Below are 610 nucleotides of genomic sequence, written 5' to 3' on the forward strand. Positions count from 1 at the left end.
TCCAACACTTTTTCAGCGAAAATATTCGATGATACTAGGAATTTTAGGATTATTGCTCTCTAATCTTCCTCGTATGATATACTAACACAGGCAACTTGCCACGTTGGGTGGTGAGGTTGTTGAAAGATTTAATTTCGTTGGTTGTCGCACCTATTTTCGTAGGTATAGTTAGTAAACTATTTTCTTCATGGCTAGATAAGAAGGACAAAGACGATAACTAAAAGCAGGTTGCTATTCTAGCCTGATCGTTCGTACTCGCAGCGAACGAAAAAATAGCCGTTCCCTTTCGTCGCAGTCAGGGGACGGCTTTTTTTAGTGGTGCTGAAAGATTTAATTTCGTTTCGCAAATACATTTTATCATGAAAACAGTGAAAACTCAATTTCTCACTTCAGCCATAAACAATTCGTGTCATCGAGTATCTACACGCTTTTAATCATCATTATAGTACAACTAAACTACTTGGCAACTACAATCCTTATAAAAAAGATCTGCCTCTATTTTTTTATTAAGTAAATGCCACATTTTAAAAAGTGAAAAGCGGTTCATACATGTTTTTCATTGATTTAATTCATATAACTTCAAATTGGCCTACGCAGCTGCAGAACCAAA

The 610-nt window shown here is 35.9% G+C and carries 1 protein-coding gene; it reads left to right on the forward strand.

What is annotated here, in order from left to right; genetic code table 11:
- Nucleotides 1-119 precede the first annotated feature (119 nt).
- Nucleotides 120-221, forward strand: a complete 102-nt coding sequence (locus tag RV13_RS20900) for a type I toxin-antitoxin system Fst family toxin (protein ID WP_373278400.1) — start codon at nt 120-122, stop codon at nt 219-221.
- Nucleotides 222-610 lie beyond the last annotated feature (389 nt).

The organism is Enterococcus raffinosus, from assembly GCF_001886185.1.
Taxonomy (GTDB): Bacteria; Bacillota; Bacilli; order Lactobacillales; family Enterococcaceae; genus Enterococcus_A; species Enterococcus_A raffinosus.